Raw genomic sequence first — 23,421 nt, forward strand, 5'->3', positions numbered from 1 at the left:
TCAGCCCTCCTTCTTGGCATCGTCCCGCGCGAGCAGGTCGCGCAGGTGATAGTGGTGGCGGCCAAGATTGCCGCCGTAATTGCCCGCCGTGACGGCGATCAGCCCGTGCCTGCCGCCGATCTCGGTGGCGGCATGGAGTCCGGCCCGCATCGAATCGGACACGCCCTGCGAGGTCAGCGCATCGATCACAATCTCCAGCACGACGCCGCACTCGGCGGGCAGCGCCGAGCCAGCCCGGCCCTTCAGGGTCGGACAATAGGCGTCGTTGGTGGAGGCCATCATGCCCTTGGTCCGGCCGCCGACCTTCGAGCCCGAGCGGACGATGCCGCCCGGAAACGGCAGGATCGCGCCGGGCACCGCCTTGGCGGCTTCCACGGCCGCCTCGGCGACGATCAGTGTTTCCGCATGGGTCCGCCCGAGGAACAGCAAATTGCCGCCGCCGACCGCGCCATCCACGGCCCGGACTGAATCCTCGCAGAGGAACTCGCCATCCATGACCGGGATGCGCCAGTAGCGCCGTTCCTTGCCAGTGGCGTCGGGCAGGCGCTTGGCGATGGCGAAGCCGTCACCGAAATACCGGATCGCACCGCCGAGCTTGATCTTGTTCGGTCCATCGACGCCCGCGAAGCAGGCCGTGCCCGGGCAGGTCAGGATGCACTGGCCAACCCGCTTGATCAGCTGTTCCTTCAGGCCGTTCGGCTCGAAGCCGAACAGCAAGATGCGCACCCCGGGTCGGCCGTCCGGAGTCTCCTCCGGCGACAGCACGGCATCGATGCCGGCCTCAGCGCCGCAGCCGATCACCGACGTGGCGAAGCCCGTCATGGTGGTGGCCGCAATCATGGCCCACTTGGCGGTGTCGTTGGTGACGACGATGGCGGTCCCGGCCACGTCAAACGCCTCCGCGAAGGTGTCGACGATCGGGATGCCGTTGAGGCTGAGCTCAGACATGGTTCTTTCCGCCACTCGCCCCGCTGATCACGCCCGGCATGGCACCGCCTCGAAGGTGTCCGCATCCGCGTCGAACGCCGCATCCGGTACCGCGAAGCTGTCGAGCCCCGCGCCGAACCGATCCGACAGGTAGGCATCGGCGCGCTTGGCCATGGCCGGATCGGACTCGACCGCGAGCGACAGGGTCCGCCCGGTGCGCCACTCGACCACCTCGCCATCCTCGACGATCGGCACGCCGTCCTTGAGGACGAGCTTTGCGTCGGTGAACATCGCCGTCCGGTTGGTATCGTCGCGATAGACCGCGACGTCGGCGCAGGCGCCCGGCCGCAGATGGCCACGGTCGGCAAGCCCCAGGAGCTTGGCCGGGCCGGACCTGGTCAGCTGGACGATTTCCGAGAGGGTGTATTCCCGCTCCAGGCCCGGAAGGCCGGACCGCTCGCCGACGATGCCGGGGAGGGTCGCGATCTCGCGATCGCGCTCGGACTTGTCCATCAGCAGGTGAATGATCCGCGGATACTGCGTGAACGGGCCGCCATTGGGGTGGTCGGTGGTCAGGATCGTGCGCTCCGGATCGGTGGAGAGCAGCATGATCTCGAGGCCGATCGCCCATTGCAGCGAGCTGGTCGGACCGCGCGGCCGATAAAGGAACGGCACGACGCCGCCGCCTTCGGCATCGCCGGCATTCAGCACCCACTTCTTCGGGTTGGCGCCCTTCCGGCCTGCGAATTGGCGCAGGATGTCGAGCGACACGGTCACGGTCTGACCGAAGACCACCTGCCCGATATCGAGGGTCGCGTTCGGATTGTCGGCGATCGCTCGGGCAATCCGCTCGGCGGCGGAGCGGAAGCCGCCGCCCTCGGTGGCGCCGTAGGCGTAGAACTGCGCGTGGGCGAAGTGGATGCGCCGGCCCTCCGCCGCCTCCAGGGTCTCGACGAACGAATCGTCCGCTCCGGGCAGGCCGAGATTGTTGCAGTGAACGTGCAGCGGGTGGGGCACGCCGATGTCCTCGACCGCGTCGAGGAGCGAGCCCATGATCTGACGGGTCGAGAGACCGTAGACCGGGATCTCGTCGTCCAGCGACAGGCGCAGAGCTCCGTCCTTGAAGGCGGAGGCGCCGCCGGCATTGATGCATTTCACGCCCAGGCCGCGCGAAGTGGCGACCGAGAGCGCCACGAGATCGCGCACGGCGTTACCACCCTGGCGCTCGCGCAGCAGCTGCAGCAGCTGGTCGTCGTTGCCCATCACGGTGAGCGCACCGCGGTCGAGCAGCGGGATGTCGGCGAGTTCCAGCTGGGTCGCCAGCGCATGGGTCGGCGGCATCGCCGGCTCGACCGCGGTGGTGTAGCCCATCCGCGCATAGGTCGAGCCGATCCAGCCTGCGGCCCCGCCCGCATGGGCGAAGGGGTGGCCGTCAGGCGCCGTCTCGCTCACGTAGAGATCAGGCAGGAGCAGGCGCGACGTGATCACGTTGCCGCCGGCGATGTGCGAATGCACCTCGACGCCACCGGCCATCACGACGCAACCGGAGGCGTCGATCACCCGATCGGGCTGCCGGCCCGCCGGATCGACGATGCGGCCGTCTTCGAACCAGACATCGCCGACGGCATCGCGGGACGCGGTCGGATCGACGACGCGCCCGCCCCGAATCACGCTCAGCATGCGGGCTCACTCCTCGACGCGGCGCCAACTTCGGCCAAGCGGTCCTTCAAAGCGCCCAGCACCGACGCGGCGGACGGCAGATCCGTCGGCGCCGTGGCCGGCCAGTAGGTCAGCGCGGCGCGCTGCTCATTCCAAAAGACGCCGCCCAGATCCTGGCCCGGTCGGCCGACCGCGATCACCACGTCGGCGAAAGAGGCCTGGGCCTCGGTGACCAGCCCAACACTCGGCACGGCAGCCAACCAATCGGGACGCGGTACCGGCAGGGCGGCCAGCCAGATGGCGGCGTCGAACTCGCCGGCCGCGACCTGCCGGGCGACATCGAAGCGCCAGGGATCGTGTTCGGGGACGCGACGGCCAAAGCCGCTGCGCGGCGCCTGCCCAGTCGTCCAGGCAGCCACCGGCACGACGGCGCGATCCTGGTCCGCACCCGACACCGCCAGGGTGAAGCAGCGTGTGGTCTCGTTCAGCTCCATGGCGAAGGCCTGGAGCATCTCCACGCCGAGCTCGCCGAGTTCGGCCGGATCGTACAGCAGGACGACGTATTGCGCGGCCGTGAGCTGCGCCAGGAGCTTGGCCTGCGGCGTGTCACCGGCGAGATGACCTTTCGCGTAGGCGCGCAATTCCGCAACCGACTCGGCCAAACCGCCCTCGGCCGGTTGGAATAAGGTTGCCTTGGAGCCATCGGCTCCGGCCCCAAGCGCCAGGAGCGCGCGATCCGATCCGGCGGCACGCCCGCGCGTCGGCTTCGTCTCCGACAGGCGTTTCATCAGCGGCGTGCGCCCCGGCGCAGCGCCGACGACGAGCACCGCATCGGCCCGGCCCACCGGCTCGGCGGGCGTCGAGGTCATGGCGCCCACACGGCTCAGCGCCCCGAGTTCGGCATAAGTGCCGACCGCGCCGGCTGTGTCGATGGAGGCGCCGATGCGCCCTGCGAGATCGTAGGCCGCGCGGATCGCGGCGACGTCGGCGCTGAGGCCGGCAATCACCGGCGCGCGCGCCTTGGCAAGCAAGGATACGGCCGCCTCGATGGCGGTGCCCGCGTCCGTCGCGCCACCCTTCACCCAGGCTGCCATGCTCCCTCACGCGACGTTCTTGTTTGGCTTCGGAGCGGGCGACGGCCGTAAGACCGGACGAAGCGGGTTCACTCCCAAAGGAAGGTCCCGCCGGATCGGAATGGCTCGCCCGCCCGATGGATCCGGGCAGGCGGCAACTCGGCGCGCCGTCGCTGTCCTAGGTTTGCATTCATCTGCGTGCCGCGGCAAGGGGGGTCGCAGCGTGGTTCGGCCGATCGCCCGCAAGATCCCGTTGCTTCGGCCGCACGCCGCATGGGAAAAGCGCGCCAGTTCGGTGGTGGTTTTCGAAGGGATGGGCGTGGGCGAGGTTCCCCAGCGGAACGAGGCGGCCGCTTCGAGCAGCACGGTCCGAGTCGAAGCGCCGGCGCGGCTGCATTTCGGGTTTCTCGATCTGCACGGCGGCCTGGGCCGACGCTTCGGCAGCATCGGGCTCGCCATCGACGAGCCGTCCCTGGCGCTGACTGCCCGTCGCGCCGGACATTTGTCCGTTACTGGCTCAGAAGCCGAGCGGGTCGAGGGCTATGCCCTGGCCGCCGCAAGCCATCTCAAGGGCTCGGACAAGGTGGCGATTGCGGTCGAGCGGACCATTCCCGCGCATGCCGGCTTCGGATCCGGCACCCAGCTCGCCCTTGCTGTGGCAGCGGCCGTCGCCCGTCTCAATGGGGCTGTGTTTTCGGCCCAATCCTTCTCCACCAGCCTTGATCGGGGCAACCGCTCAGGCGTCGGCCTGTGCGCTTTCACGGAGGGCGGCCTGATCGTGGATGGCGGCCGCGGGGCCGATGGCGCACCGCCACCAGTCACGGCGCGGCTCCCCTATCCAGAATCGTGGCGGATCGTGCTCATCCTCGATCGAAGCATGGCCGGCGTGCACGGCACGCGGGAAGTCGAGGCATTTCGCGACCTGCCGCGTTTCCCCGAAGCGCAGGCGGCGGAGATCTGCCGAATCGTTCTGATGCAGGTCCTGCCTGCGGCGGCACTCTGTGAGCCACAGGGCTTCGGATCCGGCATCACGCGCATTCAGGATCTCATCGGAGATCATTTCGCCCCCCATCAGGGCGGCCGCTACGCCAGCACCGCGGTGGCGCAGGCCCTGGCCGCTGCGGCAGCGCTGGGCGTACCCGGTTACGGCCAGTCGTCCTGGGGGCCGACCGGCTTCGTGCTGATGCCGTCCGAGGCCGAAGCCCGAACCCTGGTGTCCAAGCTGGATCGCGGCGGGCCACTTCGCTTCGTGATTGCCCGGGGCCGCAACACAGGCGCCACAATCACGGCCGCAGGATGAACCGGGCCGCCCGGGCTTGACCGCGACCCCCGTGGTGGGTTTTGGACGCTCAACAGGCGCGATTTGACGCGCTCAGCACGGGATAGAACGTCATGGCCCGCTCGATCCTCCACATGCTGACGCCGCTCCGTCACATGAGCCCGTTCGACGTGAACATGGCCATCGATGCCGGCTTCGAAACGGTGGTGACCTATACCGAGGTCAGCCTTGCGGACGTCGTCTCGCTGACCCAAGATTCGATCTTCTCGCGTGCGCCGGCCGACGGGACTCGCACGGGCATTTTCATCGGCGGCAAGAATGCCGAGGACGCCCTGGACATGGTCGACCGCGCCAAGAAGGCGTTCGTACCGCCGTTCGTGAACCATGTTTTCGCCGATCCCGCCGGCTCGTTCACCACCGGCGCCGCCATGGTGGCGCAGGTCTCCCGAGCGCTGCGGCAGAAATTCGGCACCGATCTCACCGGCAAGCGCATCGTGATCTTCGGCGGTGCCGGCGTCGTCGCCTACGTGGCCGCCGTGATCGGCGCACTGCAGGGCGCGCAGACCGTTTTGGTCGGCCATGATGGCGAGGAGCGCGTCTCAAAGATCGCCTTTACGATGAAGTGGCGCTTCGGAATTGAGGTCGGCGCCGTCGACGGGACCACCCCCGAGGATCGCCGCCGCGCTATCCAGGATGCCGACGTGATCCTGTCGGCCGGCCCCGCCGGCATCCCGATCCTCTCGGCCGAAGACCTCAAATCCGCCCCGAAGCTCTTGGTCGCCTCCGACGTGAACGCCGTGCCGCCGGCGGGCATCGCCGGGATCGACGTCAACGCCGTCGACGTGGCCCTGCCGACCGGCAAGGGCGTCGGCATCGGCGCCCTGGCAGTGGGCAACGTGAAGTACCAGACGCAGCGCCGCCTGTTCGACCGGATGCTCGCCTCCGAAACACCGCTCTGCCTCGATTTCCGCGACGCCTACACCCTGGCGGTCGAGATCGCGGGCTGAGCCGGTTCCGGCACAGTCCGGTATGGCCCCGGCGATCCTGATCGCCGCGCAGGCTGGGCGCGCCCTCGCTCAGGCTGCCCGGCGGGCTGGTCTGCGCCCTTACGTGGCCGACCTATTCGGCGATTCCGACACCCTGGCGCTCAGCGAAGCCTACCGCCCGCTCCCGGGCCGTTTCGGCAGCCGGATCGCCGCCCGCGCGACCCTGGCGGCGATCGACGAACTGGCCGCCTCCGCGGGTTCGCCCATGGGCATCGTCCTGGGCAGCGGGTTCGAGGACGCGCCCGGTCTCGTCTCCCGTATCGCGGAACAACATCGGCTGATCGGCGCCAATGTCGATGCCATCGCGGCCCTCAAGGATCCGTTCGGATTCGCAGCGCTCTGCGCGCGGCTCGGCGTGCCGCATCCGGCTGTCACGGTCGATCCGCTCTCCGACCCCTCTGGCTGGCTGATCAAGCGGATCGGCGGCAGCGGCGGCAGCCATATCCGCCCGGCAACGCGCGGTACGGCGCCGGACCGGCACTACCTTCAGGCGCGCGTCTCCGGTCGGCCCCACGCTCTAAACTTCCTCGCCGATGCGCGCACGATCCAGGTGCTTGCGTGCACCGAGCAATGGCACGCACCGTCGCCGATCCGACCCTTTCGGTACGGCGGCGCCTTGGCCCCCGGCGCGGCGGAAGCGCCGCTTCTCCCCGACGCTCTGCTCGCCACGATCGCGGGGGCGGCAGAAAAAATCGTTGCCGCGACTGGGCTGCGCGGGCTCGCCAGCGCCGATTTCCTGGTCGATGAGTTCGGCTGGTGGCTGACCGAGATCAATCCGCGACCGGGCGCGACCCTCGATATCTTGGACCGAAGAAGCACACCGTTGATGGCCGCCCATATCGAGGCCAGCCTTGACGGCATGCCGACGCTCGGTGAGCAACCGGCGGATGCGGCGGCTGCACAGATCTGTTACGCGGAGCGGGAGCACGCGCCTGTCCGGGATTTTTCCTGGTCGGATCATGTGCGCGACCGCCCGCGCCCCGGCACGGTGGTCCGCCGCGACGCGCCCCTTTGCACGGTGCTTGCCCTTGGGGCCGACCGGCAGGCGGCGCGCGACAGTTTGAAAACGCGGACGGCGCGGCTCCAAGCCGATCTGGCCGCACAGAAAACGCACCCCGAGGAAGCCCTGTGATGAGTGCCAGCCAATCCTATCCCAGCGTCAACGCGCTCACGGCGCCGCTGATCGAGCGGTTCGTGTCCGACGCCGCGACCCTGCGCCTGTCGGTCTCGCAGGCGGCCGGCGGGGCCCGGATGGTCGATGCCGGCGCTCAGGCGCGGGGCTCGATCGAAGCCGGACGGCGCATCGCCGAGATCTGCCTCGGCGGCCTCGGCACCGTCACCATCGCCCCGAGCGGCCCGATCGCCTCCTGGCCGTATTCCGTGATCGTCCACGCCGCCGATCCCGTGCTGGCCTGCCTCGGCAGCCAGTATGCCGGCTGGAGCCTCGCCGACGAGGCCGGGGATTCCGGCTTCTTCGCCCTCGGCTCGGGCCCCGGCCGCGCGGTCGCGGCGGTCGAGGACCTGTATCAGGAGCTGGGCTACCGGGATTCGGCCACGAAGACCGCCCTGGTGCTCGAAGCGGCCGGGGGACCGCCCGAGAGTGTCGTCGCCAAGGTCGCCGAGGCCGCCGGCCTGCGGCCCGAGGATCTGACCTTCATCTTCGCCCCGACCCAGAGCCTCGCCGGCTCGACCCAGGTGGTCGCCCGGGTGCTGGAGGTAGCCCTGCACAAGGCGCACACGGTCGGCTTCGACCTGCACGCCATCGTGGACGGTATCGGCTCGGCGCCGCTCTCGCCCCCGCACCCGGATTTCATCAAGGCCATGGGCCGGACCAACGACGCGATCATCTACGGGGGCCGGGTCCAGCTGTTCGTCGACGCCGACGATGCCGACGCCAAGCAGCTCGCCGAGCAGATCCCGTCCACCACGTCGAGTGATCACGGCGCCCCGTTCGCCGAGATCTTTTCGCGGGTGAACGGTGATTTCTACAAGATCGATGGTGCCCTGTTCTCGCCGGCCGAGGCGATCGTCACGTCGGTGCGCACCGGCGCCACCTATCGCGGCGGCCGCCTGGAACCGACGCTGGTGGATGCCTCCTTCGCGTAGCCGTATCGATCCCCTCCCCGTGACCGGGGGGGACTGTTGTCCAGAGTCTCGAATCCATGCGCATCGCCCTGGCGGCCGATAACGGCAATTGGCACAAGGCCCGGCTATTGGCTGCCCTGAGGGCGCAGGGCGTCGAGCCGGTTCTGTTTTCCCTGGCCGACGTGATCGTGGCGACCGGCAGTGGCGAGCCCCTGCGTGTCCCGGGGTTTTCCGGCGAATTGCCCGACGGCGTGCTGCTGCGGACCATCGCGGGCGGTACCTTCGAGGCGACCACCATGCGGCTCGGCGTGCTGCACGCCCTCATTTCGGCCGGCGTCACCGTGCGGAACGCCCCCACCGCCATCGAGCGATCGGTCGACAAGGCGGCCACTTCGTTGCTCGTCGCTCGGGCCGGTCTGCCGACCCCGGAAACCTGGGTGGTTTCCAAGCGCGAGGCTGCCGCCGAGATTGTGCTGCGCGAGGGGCGCCCTGGCGCGCCGCTGGTCTTGAAGCCGCTGTTCGGCTCGCAGGGGGAGGGGCTCGCGCTGATCGAGCGGCCAGAGGATCTACCCGACGAGGACGCGGTGGCCCGGGTCTATTATCTTCAGCGCTACGTGCCACGGCAGGACGGCCTGTGGCGCGACTATCGTGTATTCGTCTGCGATGGCCGGGCAATCGCCGGCATGATCCGCGAGGGCGACGGCTGGATCACCAACGTGCATCGCGGCGGCCGGCCGCTGCCCTGGGTGATGCCGCTGGCCGCTGCCGAGATGGCCGAGGCCGCCGCCGCCGCGGTCGGTGTCGATTATTCCGGCGTCGACCTGGTCGAAGACGGGGAGGGCGGTTTCTCGATTCTCGAAGTCAATTCCATGCCGGCCTGGTCGGGCCTTCAGACCGTGTGCGAGACCGACATCGCAGCCGCCGTGGTGCGGGGCTTCCTGGCCGCCGTCCGGGGCGCCACCCTGCCACGGCTCGTGGTGGCATGAGCGCCCTCGACGCAGGGCTGATCGGCACGCTCTATCGCGCGGCCTGCCTGGCGGAACTAGATGCGTTAAAGCCCGGCAACGTCCACGCTTACGCAGACGGACACCGCATGGTGGTGGCGGATTTTGTCACCAGCGCCGATGTCTCCGCCCCGGAATTGGCCCGGTCCGGCGCGGGGGTCGGCGAGCGGGTCCGGGCAGGAATCGCCGCGACCCTGGCGGCTGTCGCCCAGAATACGAATCTCGGGATTCTTCTGCTCTGCGCTCCCCTCGCCGTAGCCGCCGAACGGGCCCGGCCCGTCGGCGCGGTGCTGGACGATCTCGACGCTGCGGATTCGGCGGCGGTGTTCGCGGCGATCCGTCTTGCCAACCCGGGTGGTCTCGGCCGGGCCACGAAGCACGATGTCGCCGCCGAGGCTCCCGCCTCCTTGCGTGCCGCGATGGCGGAGGCGGCCGACCGGGACCGCATTGCCCGGGCCTACATAACCAGCTTCTCGGATATCGCCACGATCGGCCTTCCGGCGCTCGTTGAAGCGCGCGCCCAGGGCCTCGATCCGTCCTGGTGCACCACGGCCATCCAACTTGCCTATCTCCGCTCCGTCCCGGACAGCCACATCGCCCGCAAGGCAGGCGCCGAGGCAGCCGAGGGCGTTCGCCTGGAGGCGGAGGCCGTCTTGTCCGGGCTCGATCTCGCCAGCCGCCCGGTGGCCCCCCTGCTCAGTCTCGACACGTCGCTCAAGGCCCGTGGGCTCAACCCCGGCACAAGCGCCGATTTCACGGTGGCGACCGTGTTCTGGGATGCCCTCGCATCGGCTGGCGCTGCCTTGGCGTGAAACACCAAAAAGTTCCCGCCGTCCGAGCCCCGCGTCCAAAGAAATTCCTCACCTTCAGGGCCTTGCGCGGGTTGTGAGCCGCAGGGTCGCGCTGTAGGGTCCGGCGCGCTGTCCGGCCCAACCGGCTCGGCCCGTCTGGCTCGGCCGGAGGGTCGGGCGCCGATAACAAGGATGGCTTCCCGGCCGCAGGCATCGCCCGGCGCCGCGGCACATTTTCGGAATCCAGGGAGAGACACCGAATGGCGAAGATCACCAAGGTTCAGGTTGGCGAAGCCCTCGTCGGCGACGGCAACGAAGTCGCTCACATCGACCTGATCATCGGACCGCGCGGCTCGCCCGCCGAGACGGCTTTCTGCAACGGCCTCGTGAACAACAAGCACGGCTTCACCAGCCTGCTGGCGGTCATCGCGCCGAACCTGCCCTGCAAGCCGAACACCCTGATGTTCAACAAGGTCACCATCAACGACGCCCGTCAGGCCGTCCAGATGTTCGGCCCGGCCCAGCACGGCGTTGCCAAGGCCGTCCAGGACGCCGTTGCCGAAGGCATCATCCCGGCTGATGAGGCCGACGACCTGTTCATCCTGGTCGGCGTGTTCATCCACTGGGAAGCGGCCGACGACGCCAAGATCCAGAAGTACAACTACGAGGCCACCAAGCTCTCGATCCAGCGCGCTGTGAACGGCGAGCCGAAGGCTTCGGTCGTCACCGAGCAGCGCAACTCGGCCCAGCATCCGTTCGCCGCCAATTAGATTGGGGACGGTCCTGGGCAGAGTGAGCCTCCGCCCGCACCGCGGGGCCTGCTCCAGCGACTGGCCTCGATCTTTTTAGGTCGATAAGAACAACCATCGACGGGACGGCGAAAGCCGTCCCGTTTTTCGTGTTCCGAAGAGATTTCCGGAGCTTAGCGGAGAGACTGCCGGGCCGGATCCGATCGCTCTTCCTTCAAGTTTCGACCCTCGCCATGATCCCAATGATCGGCGCTCGCCCCACCCGACACGCGTCATCGTCCCCACCCGCCGTAAGGCGCCGGGGGCATGGCCCAAGAAGACCCAGCACGAGGGACGCGGGACGCCGCGGGGACCCAGGTGTCGGCCAGATACGCGCGGGATCCGATCCCCGCGGCGACCCGCGGCACCGGCCGGGCATCACCCCCCGCCGCTGCCGTCTTTCTCGTCGCGATGTCTTGTCAGCGCCCCGATCCTGCGACTCCAATGCCAGCGGTCACTGCCCATGGCGCCCAAGCTGCACGGCCAAGCCGCTTCGCAGCCGAGACGCCCCCGGAACCCGCATTCACCGCCGTGGTCTCTCACCCGACCTCCGCCTCGTAGTGGGCGGGTCCGCAAGTTGCTCAGGGTCAGCCCAGACCCGGGTCGCCGCGGGAGCATTTTTCCGCCCCCGCCGGGCAAACTGCCGCCCGACCTCACGCCCGCATCCGAGACACGCCCCGCATCGGTTCGCCGCCCGGGGCGATGGCGGCTGAGAGCCACCGACGCGGGCACCGCCCCATCCCCCGAGCCCGCCGGTCAGCCCCCGGACGGACCCCCGAAGCGTGCTCCGGGATCGCGCCCGAAGCACCGAGGGACAGGTGACGGCTAATGAGCACAAAATAGGAACATTGTCAAGGGATGGGGGCGTGCCTGGAAGGGCGATCTAGCTGTCGCGGCAGGCATCCCTCGCTCTTCGCGGTTGGTGCGGATCGCCGTTGATGGCCATCGACACAAAAGAAAAGGGGCCGCCTTGCGGCGACCCCCTTCCTCATTCCGTCGGGTGGCTTGGACTTAGAAGTCCATGCCGCCCATGCCGCCGCCGCCCGGCATCGCGGGGGCGCCGCCATCCTTCTTCGGAGCGTCGGCGACCATGGCCTCGGTGGTCACCAGCAGGCCGGCCACGGAGGCCGCGTCCTGCAGGGCGGTGCGCACGACCTTGGCCGGGTCGACGATGCCGGCCTGGATCATGTCGACATACTCCTCGGTCTGGGCGTTAAAGCCGTAGGTCTCCGAGGAGGTGTTGTCGGTGATCTTGCCGACGACGATGGAGCCCTCGACGCCCGCGTTCTGGGCGATCTGACGGATCGGGGCTTCGAGCGCCTTCAGCACGATCTTGATGCCGGCCTGGACGTCCGGAACGTCGGACTTCAGCTCGGCGACCGCCTTCTTGGCGCGCAGCAGCGCCGTGCCGCCGCCGGGGACGATGCCTTCCTCGACCGCCGCGCGGGTGGGGTTGCTGGCGTCGTCGACGCGGTCCTTCTTCTCCTTGACCTCGACCTCGGTCGCGCCGCCGACGCGGATCACCGCGACGCCGCCCGCGAGCTTGGCCAGGCGCTCCTGCAGCTTCTCGCGGTCGTAGTCCGAGGTGGTCTCCTCGATCTGCGCCTTGATCTGGCTGATCCGACCCTCGATGTCCGACTTCTCGCCGACGCCGTCGATGATCGTGGTGTTCTCCTTCTCGATCCGCACGCGCTTGGCGCGGCCGAGCATCGGGAGCGTGACGTTCTCGAGCTTGATCCCGAGATCCTCGGCGATCATCTGGCCCTTCGTGAGGATCGCAATGTCCTCGAGCATCGCCTTGCGGCGATCGCCGAAGCCGGGCGCCTTCACGGCCGCGACCTTCAGGCCGCCGCGCAGCTTGTTCACCACGAGGGTGGCCAGGGCTTCGCCCTCGATGTCCTCGGCGATGATCAGCAGCGGCTTGCCTGTCTGAACCACGGCCTCGAGCACCGGCAGCATCGCCTGCAGCGACGACAGCTTCTTCTCGTGGATGAGGATGTAGGGATCCTCGAGTTCGGCGACCATCTTCTCCGCATTGGTGATGAAGTACGGGGAGAGGTAGCCGCGGTCGAACTGCATGCCCTCGACGACGTCGAGCTCGGTCTCGGCGGTCTTGGCCTCCTCGACGGTGATCACGCCCTCGTTGCCGACCTTCTGCATGGCGTGGGCGATCATCTCGCCGATCTCCTTGTCGCCGTTGGCGGAGATCGTGCCGACCTGGGCGACCTCGTCGGAGGTCGAGACCTTCTTGGCGCGGGCGATGATGTCCTTCACCGCGGCGGCGGTAGCGAGGTCGATGCCGCGCTTCAGGTCCATCGGGTTGATGCCGGCGGCGACGTACTTGGCGCCTTCGCGGACGATCGCCTGGGCCAGAACGGTGGCCGTGGTGGTACCGTCACCCGCGATGTCGTTGGTCTTCGAGGCCACTTCGCGCACCATCTGGGCGCCCATGTTCTCGAACTTGTCGGCGAGCTCGATCTCCTTGGCGACGGTGACGCCGTCCTTGGTGATGCGCGGGGCGCCAAAGCTCTTCTCGATCACGACGTTGCGGCCCTTCGGACCCAGCGTCACCTTCACCGCATCGGCGAGGATGTCGACGCCGCGCAGCATCTTATCGCGGGCGTCGGCGGAGAAACGAACGTCTTTCGCTGCCATGGTTTGCCTCTTGTGGTTGGGTTGAACCCCAAGGCCTCAGACGGCCTCAAAGGGCTGGAACAGAAGAACCGATCAGAGGGCGACGACGCCCATGATGTCGGATTCCTTCATGATCAGGAGGTCCTGACCGTCGATCTTGACCTCGGTGCCGGACCACTTGCCGAACAGGACGCGGTCGCCGGCCTTGACGTCGAGCGCGTTGACGCGGCCCTGCTCGTCGCGTGCGCCGGGCCCGACGGCGACGATCTCGCCCTCCTGCGGCTTCTCCTTGGCGGTATCCGGAATGATGATGCCGCCCTTGGTCTTCTCCTCGCTCTCGATGCGACGGACGACCACGCGGTCGTGCAGCGGACGGAACTTCATGAGCTGCCCTCTTGCTTCAAGTCTGCAGTTGGCGTTGATGCGGCCGGCAAGGCCGCGTCGCAGCCGGACTGTTAGCACTCTGTCTTGGCGAGTGCCAATGACGGCGGCGAGATAGCCCTCGCGCGGTTTCGAGTCAATGCTGTCGCACCCTCGCGCGACGGTGCGATGACCTGAAAACGACCTCCCTTCCCCATGGATGATGCGCTCTCATGCTGAGCCTGCACGGACCCGAGGGCGCGGTGACGCTCGACCCGGAGGGTCCGATTCCACGCAACGCCGTCTGGCTCGACCTCAACGATCCGACCTCCGAGGAGGCTGCTGCCGTCGAAGCGGCCACCGGTCTGCGCGTGCCGTCCCGGGCTGCCCTGTCGGAAGTCGAATCCTCCAGCCGGCTGCGGCGCGTCAAGGGTGGGCTTTCGCTCTCGACGCCGATGATCACCTTCGAGAGCAGCGAATCGCAGCTGAAGCCACTCGGCTTTCTTTTGTCGAAGGACCACCTCGTCACCATCCGGTTTCACAACCTGCGGGCCGTGGATTCCGCAGAGAAGCGTGTCGCTGACGGCGATGGTAGCGTGACGCCGAGCGAGATCTTTCTGGTGATCCTGGAGGAGCTCGTCGACAGCCTCGCCGACGCCCTGGAGGACATGGCCTCCGAGCTTGACCAGCTCTCGACGCGGATCTTCGACTTCGACGTGCGCGGCGCCAATCGGCAGCGGCTGGAAAGCCCTCCGCCGCGCCGGCGCGACCTGGCGCTACGTCGCATCCTGCGGGGTATCAGCAACCGCGGAAAGGTGCTGGGTAAGATCCGTGCCAGCCTGCTCGGCCTGGAACGGATCGTCCCCTTCGTTTCGGCCGCCTGCGACGGGTTGGGCCTGCCCGAGGAGGGCCGCTTCGAAACGATCCGGCGGGACATCGAATCGCTCGACGAATTCGAAACCCGGCTTGCGGAAAACGTGCAATTCCTCTTGGACGCAACCCTCGGCCTGATCAACATCGAGCAGAACAACGTCTTCCGCGTGCTCACCGTCGTGTCGGTGGTGGGCGTACCGCCGACGCTGATCGCCTCGATGTACGGCATGAACTTCAAACACATGCCGGAGCTGGACTGGGCCTACGGCTATCCCTATGCCCTCGGCCTGATCCTATTCAGCGCGTTAGCACCAATTGTCTACTTCCGGATACGCGGATGGTTCTGATATTCGACCACAAGCCGAATAGTGATCAGCCACGCCGCGTCTTCTGAAAAGGCGCGTATCCATCGAATGATACGCCACGCGGAATAAGTTCCGGTCTGTGAGCGTCCTGTTTCTGGGTTCCATTTGAAACCCCCGAAATTAGATAAAATTTAACGCAATACGGGTTACGTGCTCACCCAAGAAGCGCGAGCACTGACATGTTCAAGAAATCTGCTTACAGCGATTCACAAGCCAAGCTGGACGCTTTAAACCGGTCGCTGGCCATCATCGAATTTTCCATGGACGGCCAAGTTCTTGACGCCAATCAGAATTTTCTGAATTTGATGAACTACACCCTGGCGGACGTCCAGAACAAGCATCATCGCATGTTCGTCGATAAGGCGTATGCCGGCAGTGCAGAATATGCCGAATTCTGGACGAGGCTGAAGGATGGCCAGTACGTCACCGGAGAGTTCTTGCGCCTCGGCAAGGATGGTGCGGAGGTCTGGCTGGAGGCGACCTACAATCCCGTCCTCGACGCTCGCGGGCGGCCTGTAAAGGTCGTCAAGTTCGCCGCTGATATTTCCATCAAGAAGAACCAGATCGATCGCCTGATGTCGATGATCGACAACATGCCGGTCGCCGTGATGACCGCCGATCCGCGCAATGAATTCAAGATCAACTATCTGAACGCCACATCGCGCAAGACCCTTGGGCCGCTGGAACAATACCTGCCGATCAAGGTCGACGAGATGCTCGACCATTCGTTCGACGTGTTCCACAAGAACCCGCATCATCAGCGCAACATGTTGGCCGATTCGAGCCGGTTGCCGCATCGGACCAAGATCAGGGTGGGTCCGGAGACGCTCGACCTGCAGGTCACGGCTGTCAACGACCGGAAGGGCAACTACATCGGGCCGATGCTCACTTGGGCCGTGGTCTCTGCCCAGGTCAACATGGCGACCGACGTGAGCCGTGTGGTCGACGCGGTCGGATCGGCGATCCGAGAGATGCAGCACTCGGCCGAGGGGCTGACTCAATCGGCTGATGCCGCCCGGCACAAGGCGTCGTCGGTCGCGGTGAATTCGGAGCAAATGAATAGCGCTATCCAGGAGATCTCCGGCCAGGTCGGGCGGGTCTCGGAGCGCGCCCGGCAGATCGCGATCCAGGCCGAGACCACGGATGCCACCATGCGCCGACTGGCCGAAAACGCGCGCGAGGTCGACGCGGTCGTTGGCATGATCAAGTCGATTGCCGGGCAGACCAACCTGCTCGCGCTGAACGCCACGATCGAGGCGGCCCGGGCCGGTGCCGCCGGACGGGGCTTCGCGGTCGTCGCCAGCGAGGTCAAAGCCTTGGCCGAGCAGACCGCCAAGGCGACCGGCGACATCACCCAACAGGTCGCAGCGATCCAGAGCGCGACCGGCGAGGCGGTGGGAGCGATCGAGATGATTACCGCCGCCGTCGCCGAACTCTCGAATCTGACCCTGGCGATGGCCAGCGCCGTCGAGGAGCAGGCGGTCTCGACCCACGAGATGTCGGGCAATATCGGCGGCGTCTCCCAGGCCGCCAATGCCACCGGTCAACTGGCCGAAGCCGTTCTGGGAGTCGCCGAGAGCCTGGCCGTCCACTCTTCGGATCTGTCCGAGAGCGTCACGCGGTTCATGAAGTCAGCCTGATCCGGATCAGGGGAGAACCGCAGCGTGAAACCGGCATGCGGTTTCCCCCGTATGGGGGGTTGAACCCATCCGGATGGAGCTGAGCCGATCCCCTACGTCCTGAACAGAACCTGGAAAGCATTCCTAGTGGCGCTTGCGGGGTCGATCCCGGCTTTCGCCCTCGCCGAACCAGCGCGGCTAGCACCACCGCCCGGAAGCCTGCCGATCGTGACCCTCGCCGCGCGCGGCGTGCAAATCTATGCCTGCATCGCCGGGGAGGGGGGTCCCGTCTGGAGCTCGGCCAAACCCAACGCCGAACTCGTTCAGGCAGACGGGCGCACGATCGGGCGGCACTTCGAGGGTCCGACCTGGGAGGCACAGGACGGCTCGCGGGTGGTCGGAACGGTCATCGGCCAGGCGCAGGCGCCACAAGCCCACGCGGTTGCCTGGTTGCTGCTTGCCGGCCGGGCAACGGGATCCGGCCTGCTCGCCGGGACACGCTATGTGCTGCGCAGCGATACGGCCGCCGGGGAGAAGCCACCGGGCGACTGCGCGATGGGTCAAACGGTGCGCGTGCCCTACCGCGCGACCTACACCTTCTATCGCTGAACGACGTCGCGCGTCAGGCGCAACGCAGCGCCCGCGCGCAACGACGATATCCAGCCACTCGATACGCGTCGCCGTCAGTCCCGGGCGAGCTGTGCTCGACCGATGGTAAAGACCCGTCCATCCCCGAGCAGGTGGGCAGTGAATCCGTTCGGGAACAGGCCCTCGATCGCCCGATCGCGGACGTTGAGGCCGCCCGCATAGGCGCCGAAGGCCGGCATCACCAAGCGGCTGCCGTCGGTGACGAAGCAGCGCCGGCGCACCGCCCGGGCGCGCATCGCGACCTTGCCGCAGGGATGGAGATGGCCGGCGATCTCGCCGGAAACCGGTTCGGCGCTGGGCTCGTGGCGCAGGATCAGGCCGCCGAGGGTCAGCGCGTCGGCGTAGCGACCACCGACGCCCTCGCTTACCGCCGCATCGTGGTTGCCGGCGATCCAGACCCAGTCCCGGCCCTCCTGCAAGGCCGCCACCATGGCCCGATCGCCCGGCTCCATCCGCTCCGGTCCACGGGCGTCATGGAAGGAATCGCCCAGCGCGACCACTCGCGCCGGATCATGGCGGGTCACGGCCTCGTGCAGGCAGGCCAGGGTCTCGCGGGTATCATAGGGCGGCAGGAACTGGCCGGTGCGGACGGCGTAGGACGAGCCCTTCTCCAGGTGAAGATCGGAGACGATCAGCGTTCGATGCTCCGGCAGCCACACGCCGCCGCAGAGATCGAGCATCAGGGTCTCGCCTCCGAGCTGCAGGGTCGGGTGCTTGTGAGTCTTCTCGAGTCGCAGGCCGGCCGCCAAGATCGCATCCTCGGTCTCAATGGGGGAGGGCGGATCGCCGGTCAGGACAGAGCTTCCTGAAGAAGCTCGGCCTCTGCCTCGGCCAGGATTTCGTCGGCACCTTCGCCGTAGACCCGCTCGCGCCCGATCTCGAGCATGACGGATACGGAGAGCGGCGAGACCCGATCGAGAGCCTTGTGAATGATTCGCCCCTGGATCCGCTCTAGCATCATGCCGAGGCGCCTCACGTCGAGGAGTCCGGTTGCCGCATCCTGCCGCGCGGCCCTGAGCAGGAGGTGGTCCGGTTGGTGCTTGCGCAGCACGTCGTAGATCAGATCGGTCGAGATGGTGACCTGCCGGCCCGACTTCTTCAGGCCCGGATGATGCCGCTCGATCAAGCCGGCGATCACCGCGCATTGCCGGAAGGTGCGCTTCATCATCGCCGACTCATCGAGCCAGGCTTCGAGGTCGTCGCCCAGCATGTCGACGGCGAACAGGTCGCCGATGAAGTCAGGGTCCAGCGCGGCTCGCTCCGAAACGTCGCGGGTGGTCCAGATCGCGATCCCGTAATCGTTCGCCGCGAAGCCGAGAGGGCGCAGCCCGTCGCGCTCCAACCGGCGGGTGAGCAGCATGCCGAGCGTCTGGTGGGCGAGTCGACCCTCGAACGGGAAGGCCGTCAGATAGTGGCGCTTACCCCGCGGGAAGGTTTCGACAAGCAAATCGCGTTCGCCCGGCAGGACCGAGCGGCGGCGCTGCTGCTGCAGGTACTCGCCGATCTGCGTCGGCAGGCGATCCCATTCGAACGGGTCGGCGATGATCGCCCGGACCCGTTCGGCCAGAAACGTCGAGAGGGGAAATTTAGCGCCCGCATAGGAGGGGATTGCCGGATCGGTGCCGAGCGGCGCGCGTGTCACGAGGGCCTCGTCCTCGGCCAAACCCTCGAACCGAAGAGTCTCTCCGGCGAACAGGAAGGTGTCCCCGACGGTCAACGTGTCGGCGAACTCGTCCTCGATCTCGCCGAGCACCCGGCCGCCCTTCGGTAGGACTGTGCCGGGCTTGCTGCGCAGCGTCCGGCCGAGCCGCACCCGCACCCGCGCCGCCTCGACGATCGTACCGACATTCATCCGGTAGGCCTGAGCCGTGCGGGCATCGCGGACCCGCCACAACCCGTCGGGACCACGCAGAATCTTGGCGAAGCGCTCGTAGGCGCGCAGAGCGTAGCCGCCGGTCGCTACGTAATCGACGACCTGTTCGAACGACTCCCAGGTTAGCCCTGCATAAGGCGAGGCGGAAATGATCTCCTCGTAGAGGCTGAGCGGATCGAAGGCGTCGGCGCAGGCCATGCCGAGCACGTGCTGAGCCAGCACATCGAGCGCGCCGAGCCTTGCGTCGGGGGTATCCTGCGCGGCCTCCTCGACGGCGTCGAGCGCAGCTTGGCACTCCAGCATCTCGAAGCGGTTGCCGGGTACCAGATAGGCCTTCGACGGCTCGTCCATGCGGTGGTTGGCGCGGCCGATCCGCTGCATGATCCGGCTCGCGCCCTTGGGCGCCCCGACATTGACCACGAGATCGACATCGCCCCAGTCGATGCCGAGATCGAGCGTGGCGGTGCAGACGATCGCCCGCAGCTGGCCCTCCGCCATGGCGGCCTCGACCCGCCGGCGCTGCTGCGCGTCAAGCGAGCCGTGATGTATCGCGATCGGCAGCGCATCGTCGTTGAGCTGCCACAGCTCTTGGAATGTGTACTCGGCTTGCAGCCTCGTGTTGACGAAGACCAGCGTCGTGCGGTGTTCGCGGATCAGGTCGTAGATCGCCGGCATCGAGTGCCAAGCGGTGTGCCCCGAGATCGGCAGCGACCGCCCGAGATCGAGCATACGCAGATCGGCCCTGGCCCCGCCCTGAACGGTGACGAGGTCGGCCATGGCGGGAGCGGGAGCCTGCACCTGTGGCACCAGATACTTCCGTAGCTCGTCCGGCTCGCGCACGGTGGCAGACAGGCCGATCGCCGCCAGGTCCGGGCTCAGGCGGTGCAGCCGAGCGAGCGCGAGGGACAGCAGATCGCCCCGCTTCGAGGTGACGAGGGCGTGCAGTTCGTCGAGGATGACGCAGCGCAGTCCGGAGAAAAACTCGGCAGCGTCGCGATGAGCAATCAGCAGAGCCAGCTGCTCGGGCGTCGTCAGCAGGATGTCGGGCGGGCGGCTGATCTGGCGGGTGCGTTTGTGCGCGGGGGTGTCGCCTGTCCGGGTCTCGACCCGCACGGGGAGCGCCATCTGGGCGATCGGCGCATCGAGGTTGCGGGCGATATCGACCGCGAGGGCCTTCAGCGGCGAGACATAGAGCGTGTGCAGCCCCTTCGTCGTTTTTGGCGACGCCTTCGAGGCTGCCCGCTCCGACAGCGAGATCAGGCTTGGCAGGAACCCCGCCAGCGTCTTGCCGGCTCCCGTCGGTGCAACCAACAGGGCGGACTGGCCGGCGTTTACGATCCGCAGCAGGTCGAGCTGGTGCGGCCGGGGTGTCCAGCCACGCGCTGCGAACCATGCCTGAAAGGCCGCCGGCAGGAGTTCTGACGGTTTGCTCAGGCCAAAGCCATCAGGAAGCGGTCAATCAGTTCCAGGGCACGCTCACTCATCGGGCTCGGATAGCGGGCGAACACATGGCAGCCGCCGGGATAGATCGCCGTGTGGCCGCCATTGCCGGCCGCCGCCCAGCGCGCGGACATATAGAGCGTGTCATCCAGCAACGGATCGGCGGTGCCGATGGTGAAGAGAGCCGGTGGCAGACCCTTCAGCTCGGCATAGATCGGCGACACGTCGGGACGGCGGCGGTCGATTCCCTCGCGGACGTAGCCGTCGGCAAACTTCGTGAGGTCGCGGGTATTCACGACGAGGCGCTCGTCGCCCCAGTTGCGGACCGAGGGCGTCAAGCCCAGGTCGTAGAAGCCGGCGTTGAGGTTGGCGCCCCGAAACGCCCGCGGCTGGTTGTGCCGGTCTCGGAGGCGTAGCAGCACCATCACGGCGAGGTGGGCCCCGACCGATTCACCGCCGATCGTCAGGGCGTGGATGCCGAACTCGGTCCGGCCCTGTCCGGCGAGCCAGAGTGCTGCAGCCTCGCAGTCCATGAGGGCGGCGGGGTAGGGATGCTCGGGGGCGAGCCGATACTCCACCGACAGCACCACGAAACCGCAGGCATCGGCGATGCGCTCGAGCCACGGATCCTGCTCGTCGGCCGCGCCCCAGACCCAGCCACCGCGGTGGATGTGCAGATAAGCGCCACGGAGCTTCGCGGCGGCCTTGGGGCGGACCACCCGGAGCTTCAGCGGGCCGCCGGGGCCCTCGATCGTCAGCCATTCGGCCCGAGCGCTGTGAGGCATCGCCGGCGCGGCCTTGGTCCCGGCGCGGCGGCGGGCACGCACCTCCTCGATCGGCAGCGACCAGGGATCGGGCAGGGCGGCCGCCGGGGCGACGATCTCGGCATTGAGCCGAAGCGTCTCGGGATCGATCGTCGCCGGGTCGAACAAGGCGTGGTCGATCATGCTGGGTCTCGTCCCCGTCGGCGCTGTCCCGCGGCCATTCCCGGCATCTTGGCGGGACGGGTCTCGCTTGCCATCTCGGGTCCGTGGGTGAAACCCGCTAACGTTTGATCCGAGATCCGGTTTCGGCGCGGTGTGGTGCTCCGGCCACGGTTCTGCCCGTTTCATCGCCGATCCGGACACCCTCTGGTTTCATGAGGACGCGATGCTCGTCGATCACGACCGGCGCCGGCACGGCGCCCCACCGCCGACTGGCGCCTACGGTGTGGAGGCCTACCCACCACGCGCCTCGGCGCTGCGTCGATTCTTGGGCGGCTCGCCCGCCGGCGTGTTCCTGCGTCTGCTGTTCCTGTCCGTCCTAGTCGGCGCCTTCATGTCGATGCTCGGCCTCACACCGGGCCGGCTGTTCTGGCACATCTATGATTCCGCTCGCGCACTCCTGGAAATCGGCCTCGCTTCGCTGCACGATTTCGGCGGCTGGATCGTCGCGGGTGCGGTCGTGGTCATCCCGCTCTGGCTGATCTCGCGCCTGTTCGCCGCCTCACGCTGAGTGGGGAAGGCTGCGGCATGACGCATCCGCCTGCCGCCGCCCCGGTCCTGCCGACGCATCGCCGCGTGCTGGCCTTGGCCCTCCCGATGACGTTGGCCAACGTCACGACGCCCATGCTCGGCTTCGTCGGCGCGGCGGTGATCGGCCGGCTCGGCGACGCGGCCCTGCTCGGCGCGGTGGCGCTGGGGGCCGTGATCTTCGACGCGATCTTCTGGTCCTTCGGGGCGCTCCGGATGGCTACCGCCGGCATGACCGCTCAGGCGGTCGGCGCCCGAGATGCGGCGGAGGTCGACCGCGTGCTGGCCCGGGCCCTGGCAGCGGGCGCCGTGATCGGCCTGAGCCTCGTGGCGCTGCAAGGGCCGATCGCTCAGTTCGCCTTCGCGGTAAGCGGCGCCAGCACGGCGGTGATCGCAGGCATCGCGACCTATTTCCACATCCGTATCCTGTCCGCCCCGTTCGTGCTGGCGAGCTACGGCGTGCTCGGCTCGGTTCTGGGCCGCGGACGGACCGATCTCGGTCTGCTGCTGCAGGTGGCGATCAATCTGGTGAACATCGGCCTGACGCTGGCCTTCGTGCTCGGCCTCGGCCTGGGGCTCGCCGGGGCGGCGCTGGCCGCGCTCTGCGCGGAAGCGGCCGGGCTCGGCCTCGGCCTGCTCGTGCTGGCGCGGCTCGGCGCGCGTCCGTTCCGGGTGCCCCTGCGGGAGTTGCGGGATGCCGCGGCTCTGCGCCGGACGGTCAGCGTCAATGTCGACTTCATCCTGCGCACCCTCGCCCTGATCACCGCCATCGTGCTGTTCTCCGCGCTGGGCGCCCGGCAGGGTGACGTGGTGCTGGCGGCCAATTCCGTCCTATGGAATCTGTTCCTGATCGGCGGGTTCTTCCTCGACGGCTTCGCCACGGCTGCAGAAACGCTGTGCGGACAGGCGGTTGGCGCCCGCGACGCGGAGGCGTTCCGGCGGGCATCGACTCTGAGCCTGCTCTGGTGCCTCGGCTTCGGGATCGGCGTCAGCCTGCTGGCCTTGGGCGGTGGAGCCGCCTTCATCGATGGCGTCACCACCAGCGCGGCGGTGCGGGAGACCGCAAGAGCCTATCTGCCGCTGGCCGCCCTGGCGCCGCTCGTTGCGGCGGCACCGTTCGCCTATGACGGGATCTATATCGGCGCCACTTGGACCCGGGCGATGCGCAACCTGATGCTGGGCGCGCTGACCATCTACGGCGTCGTCCTGGCGGTGGTGCAGAGCCTGAACCTCGGCAATACCGGGCTGTGGCTAGCGTTCGTGGCCTTCCTGGGGGCGCGGGGCCTGTTCCAGGCCTTCGCGTTTCCGGGCCTGGCCCGCGCGACGTTCGGGACCTCTTCGGCGAAACCGATCCGGAAAACGGCGTCCGACTTCGCATAGCCTTCGCAGGCTGCAGGTTTGCACGGCCCCGCTGCCAATTCTTCGACGCGCGACGACCTATATCTT

The 23,421-nt window shown here is 67.8% G+C and carries 20 protein-coding genes; 12 read left to right on the forward strand and 8 right to left on the reverse strand.

Translation table 11 applies throughout. From position 1 onward, the window contains the following. Genes fhcD through AO398_RS02405 form a run of 3 tightly spaced genes read right to left on the reverse strand, consistent with a single transcriptional unit; the run spans window position 1 to window position 3,680 of the window. On the reverse strand, window positions 1-948 hold the full coding sequence (gene fhcD / locus AO398_RS02395) for a formylmethanofuran--tetrahydromethanopterin N-formyltransferase (protein ID WP_058190390.1): 948 nt from the start codon (window positions 946-948) through the stop codon (window positions 1-3). Window positions 949-975: 27 nt separating this feature from the next. Next, complete coding sequence (locus AO398_RS02400) at window positions 976-2,607, reverse strand: formylmethanofuran dehydrogenase subunit A (RefSeq protein ID WP_058190391.1); 1,632 nt, start codon at window positions 2,605-2,607, stop codon at window positions 976-978. Continuing rightward, window positions 2,601-3,680 carry a hypothetical protein gene (locus AO398_RS02405; protein WP_058190392.1) on the reverse strand — a complete coding sequence of 360 codons (1,080 nt, stop codon included), beginning with the start codon at window positions 3,678-3,680 and terminating at the stop codon, window positions 2,601-2,603. The genes AO398_RS02400 and AO398_RS02405 overlap by 7 nt, the downstream gene beginning before the upstream one ends. A 292-nt stretch (window positions 3,681-3,972) precedes the next feature. Here AO398_RS02405 and AO398_RS02410 point away from each other — a divergent pair, with 292 nt between their 5' ends. The 7 genes from AO398_RS02410 to fae all read left to right on the forward strand — a co-directional run bounded on the left by AO398_RS02410 (window position 3,973) and on the right by fae (window position 10,634). Continuing rightward, window positions 3,973-4,959, forward strand: a complete 987-nt coding sequence (locus AO398_RS02410; protein WP_058190393.1) for a beta-ribofuranosylaminobenzene 5'-phosphate synthase family protein — start codon at window positions 3,973-3,975, stop codon at window positions 4,957-4,959. A gap of 92 nt (window positions 4,960-5,051) precedes the next feature. Continuing rightward, window positions 5,052-5,945 (forward strand): NAD(P)-dependent methylenetetrahydromethanopterin dehydrogenase, encoded by an 894-nt coding sequence (locus AO398_RS02415; protein WP_058190394.1) that lies wholly within the window; start codon window positions 5,052-5,054, stop codon window positions 5,943-5,945. A gap of 22 nt (window positions 5,946-5,967) precedes the next feature. Further along, window positions 5,968-7,116 (forward strand): ATP-grasp domain-containing protein, encoded by a 1,149-nt coding sequence (locus AO398_RS02420; RefSeq protein ID WP_058190395.1) that lies wholly within the window; start codon window positions 5,968-5,970, stop codon window positions 7,114-7,116. Next, entirely contained in the window at window positions 7,116-8,090 is a 975-nt protein-coding gene (gene mch / locus AO398_RS02425) for a methenyltetrahydromethanopterin cyclohydrolase (RefSeq protein WP_058190396.1), read from the forward strand. Before AO398_RS02420 ends, mch begins: the two co-directional genes overlap by 1 nt. 56 nt (window positions 8,091-8,146) lie before the next feature. Continuing rightward, the gene (locus AO398_RS02430) at window positions 8,147-9,055 is read left to right on the forward strand and encodes a RimK family alpha-L-glutamate ligase (RefSeq protein WP_058190397.1); all 909 of its coding nucleotides are present in this window, start codon (window positions 8,147-8,149) and stop codon (window positions 9,053-9,055) included. Next, window positions 9,052-9,885, forward strand: a complete 834-nt coding sequence (locus AO398_RS02435; RefSeq protein WP_058190398.1) for a triphosphoribosyl-dephospho-CoA synthase — start codon at window positions 9,052-9,054, stop codon at window positions 9,883-9,885. Before AO398_RS02430 ends, AO398_RS02435 begins: the two co-directional genes overlap by 4 nt. Window positions 9,886-10,124: 239 nt before the next feature. Beyond that, window positions 10,125-10,634, forward strand: a complete 510-nt coding sequence (gene fae / locus AO398_RS02440; RefSeq protein WP_058190399.1) for a 5,6,7,8-tetrahydromethanopterin hydro-lyase — start codon at window positions 10,125-10,127, stop codon at window positions 10,632-10,634. A gap of 1,029 nt (window positions 10,635-11,663) precedes the next feature. Here the strand turns inward: fae and groL are convergent. Continuing rightward, the gene (groL, locus tag AO398_RS02445) at window positions 11,664-13,307 is read right to left on the reverse strand and encodes a chaperonin GroEL (protein ID WP_058190400.1); all 1,644 of its coding nucleotides are present in this window, start codon (window positions 13,305-13,307) and stop codon (window positions 11,664-11,666) included. Window positions 13,308-13,379: 72 nt separating this feature from the next. Continuing rightward, window positions 13,380-13,670 (reverse strand): co-chaperone GroES, encoded by a 291-nt coding sequence (gene groES / locus AO398_RS02450; protein ID WP_007567860.1) that lies wholly within the window; start codon window positions 13,668-13,670, stop codon window positions 13,380-13,382. Between the two features lie 209 nt (window positions 13,671-13,879). On the opposite strand from groES, the gene AO398_RS02455 reads away from it, so the two are divergent. The 3 genes from AO398_RS02455 (at window position 13,880) to AO398_RS02465 (ending at window position 17,112) form a co-directional block, all read left to right on the forward strand. Further along, window positions 13,880-14,866 carry a CorA family divalent cation transporter gene (locus AO398_RS02455; protein WP_058190401.1) on the forward strand — a complete coding sequence of 329 codons (987 nt, stop codon included), beginning with the start codon at window positions 13,880-13,882 and terminating at the stop codon, window positions 14,864-14,866. A gap of 197 nt (window positions 14,867-15,063) precedes the next feature. Further along, complete coding sequence (locus tag AO398_RS02460; protein WP_058190402.1) at window positions 15,064-16,524, forward strand: PAS domain-containing methyl-accepting chemotaxis protein; 1,461 nt, start codon at window positions 15,064-15,066, stop codon at window positions 16,522-16,524. A 207-nt stretch (window positions 16,525-16,731) separates the two neighbouring features. After that, window positions 16,732-17,112, forward strand: a complete 381-nt coding sequence (locus tag AO398_RS02465) for a DUF3455 domain-containing protein (RefSeq protein WP_160329300.1) — start codon at window positions 16,732-16,734, stop codon at window positions 17,110-17,112. A gap of 74 nt (window positions 17,113-17,186) precedes the next feature. Here the strand turns inward: AO398_RS02465 and pdeM are convergent, their stop codons facing one another. The 3 genes from pdeM to AO398_RS02480 are packed head-to-tail and all read right to left on the reverse strand — an operon-like array spanning window position 17,187 to window position 21,411. Further along, entirely contained in the window at window positions 17,187-17,900 is a 714-nt protein-coding gene (pdeM, locus tag AO398_RS02470; protein ID WP_058190404.1) for a ligase-associated DNA damage response endonuclease PdeM, read from the reverse strand. A 41-nt stretch (window positions 17,901-17,941) separates the two neighbouring features. Next, a complete protein-coding gene (locus AO398_RS02475; RefSeq protein ID WP_058190405.1) occupies window positions 17,942-20,458 on the reverse strand; it encodes a ligase-associated DNA damage response DEXH box helicase in 2,517 nt (838 codons plus the stop codon). After that, window positions 20,455-21,411: an alpha/beta hydrolase gene (locus AO398_RS02480; RefSeq protein WP_058190406.1), complete on the reverse strand. Its 957-nt coding sequence runs from the start codon at window positions 21,409-21,411 to the stop codon at window positions 20,455-20,457. The genes AO398_RS02475 and AO398_RS02480 overlap by 4 nt, the downstream gene beginning before the upstream one ends. Before the next feature lie 202 nt (window positions 21,412-21,613). On the opposite strand from AO398_RS02480, the gene AO398_RS02485 reads away from it, so the two are divergent. Both AO398_RS02485 and AO398_RS02490 read left to right on the forward strand, forming a co-directional pair. After that, a complete protein-coding gene (locus tag AO398_RS02485; protein WP_058190599.1) occupies window positions 21,614-21,958 on the forward strand; it encodes a DUF6460 domain-containing protein in 345 nt (114 codons plus the stop codon). A 17-nt stretch (window positions 21,959-21,975) separates the two neighbouring features. Further along, window positions 21,976-23,355: an MATE family efflux transporter gene (locus tag AO398_RS02490; protein ID WP_058190407.1), complete on the forward strand. Its 1,380-nt coding sequence runs from the start codon at window positions 21,976-21,978 to the stop codon at window positions 23,353-23,355. Window positions 23,356-23,421: the final 66 nt, after the last annotated feature.

It is taken from the genome of Methylobacterium sp. GXS13, assembly GCF_001455965.1.
In the GTDB taxonomy this organism is placed as follows: Bacteria; Pseudomonadota; Alphaproteobacteria; order Rhizobiales; family Beijerinckiaceae; genus Methylobacterium.

Bases quoted from the DNA above. Each gene is read 5' to 3' on its own strand.
- AO398_RS02415 (WP_058190394.1), top strand. From the start codon at position 5,052: ATGGCCCGCTCGATCCTCCACATGCTGACGCCGCTCCGTCACATGAGC.
- AO398_RS02410 (WP_058190393.1), top strand. From the start codon at position 3,973: ATGGGCGTGGGCGAGGTTCCCCAGCGGAACGAGGCGGCCGCTTCGAGC.
- mch (WP_058190396.1), top strand. From the start codon at position 7,116: ATGAGTGCCAGCCAATCCTATCCCAGCGTCAACGCGCTCACGGCGCCG.
- AO398_RS02480 (WP_058190406.1), bottom strand. From the start codon at position 21,411: ATGATCGACCACGCCTTGTTCGACCCGGCGACGATCGATCCCGAGACG.
- groL (WP_058190400.1), bottom strand. From the start codon at position 13,307: ATGGCAGCGAAAGACGTTCGTTTCTCCGCCGACGCCCGCGATAAGATG.
- AO398_RS02420 (WP_058190395.1), top strand. From the start codon at position 5,968: ATGGCCCCGGCGATCCTGATCGCCGCGCAGGCTGGGCGCGCCCTCGCT.
- groES (WP_007567860.1), bottom strand. From the start codon at position 13,670: ATGAAGTTCCGTCCGCTGCACGACCGCGTGGTCGTCCGTCGCATCGAG.
- fae (WP_058190399.1), top strand. From the start codon at position 10,125: ATGGCGAAGATCACCAAGGTTCAGGTTGGCGAAGCCCTCGTCGGCGAC.
- AO398_RS02400 (WP_058190391.1), bottom strand. From the start codon at position 2,607: ATGCTGAGCGTGATTCGGGGCGGGCGCGTCGTCGATCCGACCGCGTCC.
- AO398_RS02485 (WP_058190599.1), top strand. From the start codon at position 21,614: ATGCTCGTCGATCACGACCGGCGCCGGCACGGCGCCCCACCGCCGACT.
- AO398_RS02460 (WP_058190402.1), top strand. From the start codon at position 15,064: ATGTTCAAGAAATCTGCTTACAGCGATTCACAAGCCAAGCTGGACGCT.
- AO398_RS02430 (WP_058190397.1), top strand. From the start codon at position 8,147: ATGCGCATCGCCCTGGCGGCCGATAACGGCAATTGGCACAAGGCCCGG.
- AO398_RS02490 (WP_058190407.1), top strand. From the start codon at position 21,976: ATGACGCATCCGCCTGCCGCCGCCCCGGTCCTGCCGACGCATCGCCGC.
- fhcD (WP_058190390.1), bottom strand. From the start codon at position 948: ATGTCTGAGCTCAGCCTCAACGGCATCCCGATCGTCGACACCTTCGCG.
- AO398_RS02455 (WP_058190401.1), top strand. From the start codon at position 13,880: ATGCTGAGCCTGCACGGACCCGAGGGCGCGGTGACGCTCGACCCGGAG.
- AO398_RS02435 (WP_058190398.1), top strand. From the start codon at position 9,052: ATGAGCGCCCTCGACGCAGGGCTGATCGGCACGCTCTATCGCGCGGCC.
- AO398_RS02405 (WP_058190392.1), bottom strand. From the start codon at position 3,680: ATGGCAGCCTGGGTGAAGGGTGGCGCGACGGACGCGGGCACCGCCATC.